This is a genomic window from Amycolatopsis sp. NPDC058986 (assembly GCF_042741125.1).
Taxonomy (GTDB): Bacteria; Actinomycetota; Actinomycetes; order Mycobacteriales; family Pseudonocardiaceae; genus Amycolatopsis.
In genome coordinates this window covers 1-8,673 of record NZ_JBHYJW010000119.1, presented here as the reverse complement: position 1 = coordinate 8,673, position 8,673 = coordinate 1, and the positions used below count along the sequence as shown (strand labels likewise).

The window sequence follows — 8,673 nt, the reverse complement described above, 5'->3', positions numbered from 1 at the left end:
ACCCTGGCCTGATCCCGCGTGCCGTTAAGGCCACCTTACTGGCGTCTGACGCCCGTAAGGTGGCCTTAACGGCATCTCCGGGAGGCGCGTGTGTGTCCTGTTTGGACCTAGCCGGGCAGGCGCCGGATGATCAGCGCCGCGCCGATGTGCTGCAGCTGGGCGGGATCGGCAGGGTCGAGACCGGTCAGCGTGACCGCGCGGCGGACGCGGTAGTCGACGGTGTTCGGGTGGACGTGCAGCTGGGCCGCGGTCCGCCGCCGGTTGAGCCCGAGCCGGACGTAGGTTTCCAGCGTCGCCAGCAGATCCTGATGCGTTTCCAGCGGTTCGAGCAGCCCGCCGAGTTCGGCCCGTGCCGGGCTCGGGCGGGTCAGCTGGTACTCCAGCATGAGATCGGCCAGCCGGTAGAAGCCGCGACCGCGGCCGAACGCCTCGGCCAGCTCGACGAGGTCGCGCGCCTGGTCCGCCGCGCCGGGCACCTCGGTGGGCCCGGCGAGTACCCCACCCGCCGTGACGTCGACCTCGGCCGCCTGGCCGAGCCGGGTGACCAGCATTTCGTCGGCGGACCAGTTGTGCTCGGCGGTGTTGTCCGGGATCAGCACGGTTCCGCCGGACGCGTCGAGCAGCGACAGCACCGGATCCCCCGCGGTGCGGGCGAGTTCCGTGGTGGCCCGGTGGATCTTGTGCTGGGTGGCCATCGCCCCGTCGGTACCGGGCCGGTCCTCGGCCGGATGGCGGCCGAAACGCAGGTGGAGCACCAGGAATCGGCTCGGGAGCGGGATTTCGGCCCGGCGCGCCGCACCGTCCGGGGGATCACCGCGCAGCAGAGCCGAAAGCAGTGCGTGCCGGCGGCGCTGTCCGTCGATGTCCCGCTGGTGCCGTTCTTCGAGGTACGTGGCCGTGACGGCGGTGCTCGCGCAGGCGAGGCAGCCGAGCAGGAGTTCGGTGCAGGCCACGACGTCGGCCAGATCCTCGGCGGTCGCCTCGGCGACCAGCTCGCGCCAAGCCACCATGGTGCTGGTGTGACAGGTGGACAGCACGGTGTCCAGCGGAATTCCTTCGTTCGCCCGGCGGGCGGCGGAGGAGGCGAGCGGTCCGGCCAGCGCCGCCGGGCCGGGGGTGGTGCGATCACGGAGTGATTCGGCGATCAGGCGGAGGTTTTCTTCGACGGATTCGGCGATGGTCTCCCGTTCTCGCACCGGAAAGCCTGCCGGAGAGCCGGTTTCGTCGCCGATCCGGTCGGCCAGCCGGTGCGCCAGTCTTCGGCGTTCGGCGTGGAGCCACTGATGGAGCACCTTGCCGCCGATGGTGAGCGGCTCGTGGTGGTCGGTCACCAGACCCGTCTACCACCGTCGGCGCCGGGGTGTTTGCTCCGTACGGGTGCGATTTGCCGGTAAAGGGTTTGCCCGTTGCCGGGCAAACACGTTTCTTCGCCCGGTCCACAGTGCACACCGAGCAGGCCGGTCACGGCCCTGCCACAGGCCGCGGCGGCCGGTATGGTCGTGATCATGCTGGCCGGATTTGTCGAGCACCTTGGCGGGCCGGACGAGATCCGGTTCGGCGAACTCCCCGAACCGCGGCCGGGTCCGTCGGACGTCCTCGTCGAGGTGCTGGCGACCACGGTCAACCACGTCGACACGTTCATCCGGTCCGGGCTTGTTCCCGTTCCCGTCACGTTCCCGTTCGTGCTGGGCCGCGATCTCGTCGGCCGGGTGCTCGAGGCGGGCCCCGGCGCGCCGGGCTTCGCGGACGGCGATCTGGTGTGGTGCAACAGCCTTGGCCACGGCGGCCGCCAGGGTGCCGCGGCCGAGCGGGTGGTCGTCCCCGCCGACCGGCTGTATCCGCTGCCCCCGGACACCGATCCGGTCGACGCCGTCGCCGTCGTCCATCCGGCCGCCACCGCGTATCTGGCGCTGGTCACCCACGGCCGGGTGCGGGCGGGCGAGACCGTGGTGATCGCGGGCGCGGCGGGCAACGTCGGCAGCGCGCTGGTCGAACTCGCCGTCGAAGCGGGCGCGAAGGTGATCGCGACGGCGTCGGGCGCGGATCTCGAGTACTGCCTCGGCCTCGGCGCGTCGGCGGCCTACGACTACCACGATCCCCGGCTGCCCGGATGCCTGCGCGGGGTCGCGGATCTCCATATCGACACCTCCGGCACCAACGATTTCGACGCCGCTGTCGAGATGCTGGCCTTCCGCGGCCGGATCGTGCTGCTCGCCGGGGCGCAGAGCAGGCCGGTGCTGCCCGCGGGTGAGCTGTACACCCACGATCGTTCGGTCATCGGCTTCGCCATTTCCAACGCCACCTCCGCGGAGCTGGCCGAAGCCGCCGTCGCGCTCAACCGGCATTTCGCGCGCGGCGGGCTGCGGCCGCGGATCGTCGAGCTCGGCTCGCTCGGCGAACTGGCCGGGGCACATCGCCGGCTGGAACGCGGGGAGCTGCATGGCCGCCGGATAGTGCTGCTCACCGAGGCCGCCAGGAAAACCTGAGCGGCCGATGTCGATCGCCGGACCGCCCGTTCGACGCGTCTGGTGAAAGGCCCGCGAAGGGCGGGCCGCGGACGGGAGGTAACGCATGATGCTCGCGGGCAAGAACGCGGTGGTCTACGGCGCGGGCGGGGCGATCGGGGGCGCGGTGGCCCGAGCGTTCGCGCGCGAAGGGGCGACGGTGTTCCTCACCGGCCGGACGGCGGCGAAGCTCGACAAAGTCGCCGAGGACATCTGTGCCGCGGGCGGTGAGGCCGAGATCGCCGTGGTCGACGCGCTGGACGAGCAGGCCGTCGACGCGCACGCCGACGCCGTCGCGGCGAAGGCGGGCAGTCTCGACATCTCCTTCAACCTCATCACCCACGGCGACGTCCAGGGCACGCCGATGGCCGAGATGTCGGTCGCCGACTACCTCCAGCCGGTCGAAACCGGTGTGCGCACGACGTTTCTCACCGCGCGGGCGGCCGCACGGCACATGAAACGGCAGCGGTCCGGGGTGATCCTGGTGTTCGGCGGGGACGGCGACCCGGTGCGCGAGTTCCACGTCGGCGGCCTGCAGGCCGGGTTCGCCGCGCTCGAAGCGATGCGGCGGCAGATCTCCGCCGAGCTCGGGCCGTACGGGGTGCGCGCGGTGACCCTGCGGACCGGCGGCATCGCGGAGGTCGTCCCACCGGACATGCCGGGCGGAAAGGAAATCGTCGAGAGCTTGGAGAAGGCGACGATGCTCGGCCGCGCGGCGACGCTGGAGGACGTCGGGAACGTCGCGGCGTTCGTCGCCTCCGACAAGGCACGCAGCATGACCGCGGCCACCGCCAACATCAGCTGCGGGGCGCTGGTGGACTGACCCGCCGCGCCGTGACCACCCGCCGCCAGTGCTCGGCCGCCTCGGTCATCTCATGCCCGAGGTGCTCGAAGATCTCGCCCATCTCGTCGAGCCGAGCACCGGTGGGGGTGGTGGTGCCGAGCAGTCCGGCGCCGCGCCGGGCGGCGTGCCCCCACTGCTCGACCGAGCGGAAGCTCGCCGCCCACGCGCGGTACCAGGCATCCCCATCGACCACGTACCGCTCGCGCCGCCGGGAATCCCGCACCCGCGTCAGCAGTTCCATCTTTTCCAGGTACGCCACGGCTTTCGAGACCGACGCGGGGCTGACGCCGAGCCGGTGCGCGAGTTCGGCGGCGGTCCGGCTGCCGGTGTCGCTCAGGTACAGCGACACGAACACCCGCGACATCATCCGCGGGAAGCCCGACTGCGTCATCATCGCCGCGAACTCCCGCTCGAACTCGTCGATCGACGCGACGTCCCGGCCCTCGACGGCTTCGGTGGACGCTGCGGCCGAGGCGGACAGCCCACCGCGACGGGCACGCCGTCCCGTCGCCAGCTGGGCGTAGTCCGCCCGGTAACCGCGCGCGCCGCCGTTGCGGGACACCTCGCGGCTGACGGTCGACGTCGGCCTGCCGAGCCGCCGGGCGATTTCGGCGTACCCCAGCCCATCGGCGAGCCCCGCCGCGATCCTCTGCCGGTCCTCGGGACTCAGGCGGCCTCCCGGCATTCTCGCCTCCTGGTGCGTTCACCGGCAGTCATTGCAATTCCGCCGCTACTCGTTGCATTCGCTGTCAGGATCATTGCAATGATTCGCGCAAAAATCCAGAAATACTCCCAAAAACCGTAGTCGCCAAAGTGACGCTGCAGGAAACACAACCTAGCGTGGGAAGTACCGAATCCTGATGAGCACCGAGGAAACCACCATGACCCAGCCCGCCGCCGAACCACTGCCCATGACCCGCGTGCCCGGCCGTCCGTTCGACCCGCCCGCGGAACTGGCGAAGCTGCGCCAGAACCAGCCGCTGAGCCGGATGGCCTACCCCGACGGACATGTCGGCTGGCTGGCGACCAGCCACGAGCTGGTCCGCGCGGTACTGGCCGATTCCCGGTTCAGTGCCAGGGCCGACCTTGCGCACCCGCCGCTCCCCGGCACCGGCGACAGCGCGGGACGGCCCGCCCCGCCCGGCATCTTCACCCAGACCGACCCGCCCGAGCACACCCGCTACCGCCGCCTGCTCACCGGCCAGTTCACCGTGCGCCGCATGCGCCTGCTGACCGAACGCGTCGAGGAGATCACCGCCGCCTGCCTGGACGAGATGGAACGCGCCGGCGACACCGCCGATCTCCGGCGGGCGTTCGCGCTGCCGATCCCCGGCCAGGTGATCTGCGAGCTGCTCGGCGTGCCGGAGTCCGGCCGGGAGCGGTTCCAGGACGAGGCCCAGGTGCTCATGCAGGCCGACTCCTCCCCGGAGGAACGCTTCGCCGTCTACACCGCGATGCAGGACTACCTGCGGGAACTGGTGCTCGCCAAACGCGCCGAGCCGACCGACGACCTGCTCGGCGGTCTCGCCGGGAGCGACCTCACCGACGAGGAACTCACCAACATCGCCTTCACCCTGCTGGGCGCGGGCTTCGACACCACCGCCAACATGATCACGCTCGGTGCCTTCGCCCTGCTCGAAAACCCCGCGCTGATCCCGGAACTGGCCGGAAACGCCGACGCGATGGTCGAGGAACTGTTGCGCTACCTCAGTATCGTCCCGTGCACGGTCCGGGTCGCGCTGGAGGACGTCGAACTGGCCGGACAGCTCGTCAAGGCGGGCGAGGCCGTCACGGTGTCGGTGCCGGCGGCCAATCACGATCCGGCACGGTTCCCCGATCCGGAGGTGCTCGACCCGCACCGGGCCACAGCCGGGCACGTCGCGTTCGGGCACGGCATCCACCAGTGCCTCGGCCAGCAGCTGGCGCGGGTCGAGATGCGGGTCGCGCTACCCGCGTTGTTCGCTCGGTTCCCCGAACTGCGGCTGGCCGTCCCGGCCGGGGACGTGCCGCTGGGGACCACCATGCTGATCTACGGGGTCCACGAACTCCCGGTCACGTGGGCCGCAGGCTGACCCTGCCGCGGTCAGAGCTCCCGCAGACTGTCCAATTCGGACTCGAAAAGGGCGGCCGGGTCGAGGTCCAACCCGGCGAACTGGCCGGCGAGCTCCAGGGACAGCACGCCGTGCACACGGGTCCAGAAGGCCATCGCGCGTCGCGTCGCCATCTCCGGGGCCGTCTCGGCGTCCGGCGAGGCGGCGAGCAGCACCGCCATGATCTCGTCGGCGATCGTGGTGGTGTCGGCCGGGGCGTGGTAGCCGGGCACGGGCGTGCCGTAGATGAGGAAGTACCGCTGGGGATCCTCGAGCGCCCAGGCACGAACGGTGCGGCCGAGGCGGGGGAGGTCGGCGTCGCCGGCCGCGGCCACCTCGGCCAGGGTGTCGGCCAAGCTGCGGTAGGCGTCCCTGATGAGTTCGGTGATCAGGTCGTGGCGGCTGGCGTAGTAGCGGTAGAGCGCGGGCCCGCTCATCCCCAGTTGCTTGGCGATCGCGTTGAGCGACAGCGCGGACGCCCCCGACGTGGCGATCTGCTCCCACGCCTGTTCCTTGATCTCCGTGCGCATCTGCGCCCGGTACCGCTCGCGTGGCGACGTCGCGGCGTTCGCCATGGCCACCTCCGTCCCTCGTGGTTACAGGCCTTAACCAAGGATATTAGCTGTAAAGAACGTGAAGGATCCGCTTGAAGGGCCGACTATGGACGGACGGCGCGAGATCGGTGTCCTTCCATGCTCGCCGCGAGGCCGGTGAGGACACGGTCGAGGCCGAGCGCGAAACCACGCTCCAGCCGGTCCGCCGCATGTGGGCTCTCGGCTTCGACGATGACACGGGTGAAGCGGGGATAGCGGCCGCTGCCGATGATCGCCGGGCCGTACTCGCCCTGCTGTTCCATCCACTCGTCGTGGCTCAGACCGGTGCGGCGGACGGCCTCCTCCTCGGCCAGTTCGGCGAGGACATGGCCGCGGACGAACGCGGAAACCGTGTCGAGACAGAGCAACATCTCGTCGGCGGACAGGGCGAGTCCGTCGAACACCGACAAGGCCTGTTCCAGCCCGGCGAGACTGTGCGGACCGTGCGTCGGCCTGCCCGCGGACAGCCCGGCGAACCAGCGGTGCCGCAGCGCCGTCTCCCGCTGCAGATGGGCCAGCGCGGTCAGATCGGCACGCCAGTCGCCGCTGGGCGAGAAGCCGGTCCGCTCACCCAGCACGGCGTCGATCATCAGCTCGAAGATCTCGTCCTTCTTGCGGACATACCGGTAGAGCGACGCGGCGCCCGCGCCGAGTTCGGTGGCGATCCGGCGCATCGACAACGCGTCGAGGCCCTCGGCGTCGGCGATCCGCACGGCGGCCTTCGCGACGTCGTCGCGGCTGAACGCCGGTTTGGGGCCCCGGGTCCCGTGCTCGGGCCGCATCCAGATCACCTCGTCCACGACCATGATTATTGCGAACGATGTTTGGGGTTTGCTAGCCTGGGGTAACTGCGAACATCGTTTCTAGTTTTTGGGGGAGACATGGACTACGACGTCGTCGTCGCGGGCGCGGGGCCGGTCGGCCTGCTGCTCGCGGCCGAACTGCGGCCCGGTGGCGCGCGGGTGCTGGTGCTCGAACGCGAAAGCGACCCGGCGCAGCCGCGGAAGGCGGGTTCGATGGGCGCGCGCGCCCTCAACGGGCCAACGGTCGCCGCGTTGCATCTCCGTGGTCTTGTGCCCGCGATTCGCGAAAACGCTTTCTTCTGGTACGACCCGGCGGAAACGCCGGAACCCGGGCCCGAGGGCGTGGAAGCCGGGGAGGTGTTCGCCGGGCACTTCGCCGGGATCGGCATCCGCGCGGATCGGCTGGACTTCGCCGATCCCGAGTTCACCGGCGAACCGCTCAGTGCCGGGGTCGTCGCCCAGCAGGACCTCGAAACCGTCCTCGGCAGGCACGCGCGGGAACTCGGTGCCGAAATCCGCAGGGGTGTGGCTGTGAGCGGCTTCGTCGCCGGCGAGGACAGGGTCCGGGTGCGGGCGGGGGATGACGAGATCGAGGCGGGCTGGCTGGTCGGCTGCGACGGCGGTCGCAGTACGGTCCGCAAGCTCGCGGGGTTTGATTTCCCCGGCGTGGACCCGACTTTCACCGGACGTCAGGCCATTGTGGACATGGAAGGTGGTGAAGAGCTGACGGCGCCGGACTGGCGGCCGGGTGTGAACGGGTCCTATGTGGTCGGTGGCTGGGCCGAGGACGGCAAGTCACGCGTGCACACCGTCGAATTCACCCCGCCACCGGCCGATCGGGATTCCGAGGTCACCGCCGCCGAAATCCAGGAGAGCCTGCGCCGGGTGAGCGGAACCGGCGTCACGGTCACCGCCGTCCACGCCGCGACCCGCTACGCCGACACCACCCGTCAGGCGGAAACCTACCGCCGTGGCCGCGTCCTGCTGGCGGGCGACGCCGCCCACGTGCATTCGCCCGCGGGCGGTCAGGGGCTCAATCTCGGCCTCGGCGACGCGATGAACCTCGGCTGGAAGCTCGCCGCCGTCGCGCGGGGTTTCGCCCCGATGTCCCTTGTGGACACTTACACCGCCGAACGGTGGCCGATCGGCGCCTGGGTCCAGCGGTGGAGCATGGCGCAGACCGCGGCCGGCGTGCCCGGCGATCCCCGCGTCGCCGCGTTGCGCGACGTGCTGGCCGATCTTCTCGACACCCCGCACGGCGCGACGTACGTGGTCAAGAAGATCGGCGGCGGCTGGCAGCGGTACGACCTCCCCGGCGACCATCCCCTGATCGGCCGCCGGGCGCCCGACTTCGTCTTGGCCGACGGGACAACCTTCGCCCAACACGCCGCGACAGGTGCGGGAATCGTGCTCGATCCTCGCGGTGAAACGGGCGAAGTCGCCGAAGCGTGGGGCGACCGGGTCACCGTCGTCACCGCGGCGCCCACGCAGTTCCCCGGCACGCCGCCCGCGTTCGTCCGCCCGGATGGCTACATCGCCTGGGTGAGCGGCGGACGGGAGACGCTCGCGGAATCCCTGCGGTGCTGGCTCGGTGCGCCGGCTTCGTCCCGATGACCGGGAATCTGCCATTCCTGCCACTGATAAGTCCTGTGGCGTCGGACTCTTCTGCGCGCGTCTTCGGGTGGCTACGGTGAGATTCGCACCATTCGCGTGTGTCACCTCTGATGGGGAGATGATTTATGTCGCGTATCCGTCTGCTGTTCGCCCTCGTCGCCGCGACGCTGCTCGCGGTGGCGGTGCCCGCGACGGCGGCCCCGTCCCCGAATCCCGCCAAACCCT

At 70.6% G+C, this 8,673-nt stretch carries 8 protein-coding genes; 4 read left to right on the top strand and 4 right to left on the bottom strand.

What is annotated here, in order from left to right:
- Positions 1 to 107: 107 nt before the first annotated feature.
- A complete protein-coding gene (locus ACFW0G_RS44900) occupies positions 108 to 1,331 on the bottom strand; it encodes a PucR family transcriptional regulator (protein WP_378331710.1) in 1,224 nt (407 codons plus the stop codon).
- 174 nt (positions 1,332 to 1,505) lie between these two features.
- On the opposite strand from ACFW0G_RS44900, the gene ACFW0G_RS44895 reads away from it, so the two are divergent.
- Positions 1,506 to 2,486 carry an NADPH:quinone reductase gene (locus tag ACFW0G_RS44895; protein ID WP_378331709.1) on the top strand — a complete coding sequence of 327 codons (981 nt, stop codon included), beginning with the start codon at positions 1,506 to 1,508 and terminating at the stop codon, positions 2,484 to 2,486.
- Positions 2,487 to 2,571: 85 nt separating this feature from the next.
- The gene (locus ACFW0G_RS44890) at positions 2,572 to 3,327 is read left to right on the top strand and encodes an SDR family NAD(P)-dependent oxidoreductase (protein ID WP_378331708.1); all 756 of its coding nucleotides are present in this window, start codon (positions 2,572 to 2,574) and stop codon (positions 3,325 to 3,327) included.
- On the opposite strand, the gene ACFW0G_RS44885 is transcribed toward ACFW0G_RS44890, so the two are convergent.
- A complete protein-coding gene (locus ACFW0G_RS44885) occupies positions 3,302 to 4,033 on the bottom strand; it encodes a helix-turn-helix domain-containing protein (RefSeq protein ID WP_378331707.1) in 732 nt (243 codons plus the stop codon). The two genes, ACFW0G_RS44890 and ACFW0G_RS44885, sit on opposite strands and share 26 nt — an antisense overlap.
- 175 nt (positions 4,034 to 4,208) lie before the next feature.
- Here ACFW0G_RS44885 and ACFW0G_RS44880 point away from each other — a divergent pair, with 175 nt between their 5' ends.
- Complete coding sequence (locus ACFW0G_RS44880) at positions 4,209 to 5,420, top strand: cytochrome P450 (RefSeq protein ID WP_378331706.1); 1,212 nt, start codon at positions 4,209 to 4,211, stop codon at positions 5,418 to 5,420.
- Positions 5,421 to 5,431: 11 nt separating this feature from the next.
- Here the strand turns inward: ACFW0G_RS44880 and ACFW0G_RS44875 are convergent, their stop codons facing one another.
- The gene (locus tag ACFW0G_RS44875) at positions 5,432 to 6,013 is read right to left on the bottom strand and encodes a TetR/AcrR family transcriptional regulator (protein ID WP_378331705.1); all 582 of its coding nucleotides are present in this window, start codon (positions 6,011 to 6,013) and stop codon (positions 5,432 to 5,434) included.
- Positions 6,014 to 6,096: 83 nt separating this feature from the next.
- A complete protein-coding gene (locus ACFW0G_RS44870; RefSeq protein ID WP_378331704.1) occupies positions 6,097 to 6,831 on the bottom strand; it encodes a TetR/AcrR family transcriptional regulator in 735 nt (244 codons plus the stop codon).
- A gap of 81 nt (positions 6,832 to 6,912) precedes the next feature.
- On the opposite strand from ACFW0G_RS44870, the gene ACFW0G_RS44865 reads away from it, so the two are divergent.
- A complete protein-coding gene (locus tag ACFW0G_RS44865) occupies positions 6,913 to 8,448 on the top strand; it encodes an FAD-dependent monooxygenase (RefSeq protein ID WP_378331703.1) in 1,536 nt (511 codons plus the stop codon).
- Positions 8,449 to 8,673 lie beyond the last annotated feature (225 nt).

What these genes read in the sequence shown, in the direction of transcription:
- ACFW0G_RS44880 (WP_378331706.1), top strand. Translation starts at nt 4,209, where the DNA reads ATGAGCACCGAGGAAACCACCATGACCCAGCCCGCCGCCGAACCACTG.
- ACFW0G_RS44865 (WP_378331703.1), top strand. Translation starts at nt 6,913, where the DNA reads ATGGACTACGACGTCGTCGTCGCGGGCGCGGGGCCGGTCGGCCTGCTG.
- ACFW0G_RS44875 (WP_378331705.1), bottom strand. Translation starts at nt 6,013, where the DNA reads ATGGCGAACGCCGCGACGTCGCCACGCGAGCGGTACCGGGCGCAGATG.
- ACFW0G_RS44895 (WP_378331709.1), top strand. Translation starts at nt 1,506, where the DNA reads ATGCTGGCCGGATTTGTCGAGCACCTTGGCGGGCCGGACGAGATCCGG.
- ACFW0G_RS44885 (WP_378331707.1), bottom strand. Translation starts at nt 4,033, where the DNA reads ATGCCGGGAGGCCGCCTGAGTCCCGAGGACCGGCAGAGGATCGCGGCG.
- ACFW0G_RS44890 (WP_378331708.1), top strand. Translation starts at nt 2,572, where the DNA reads ATGATGCTCGCGGGCAAGAACGCGGTGGTCTACGGCGCGGGCGGGGCG.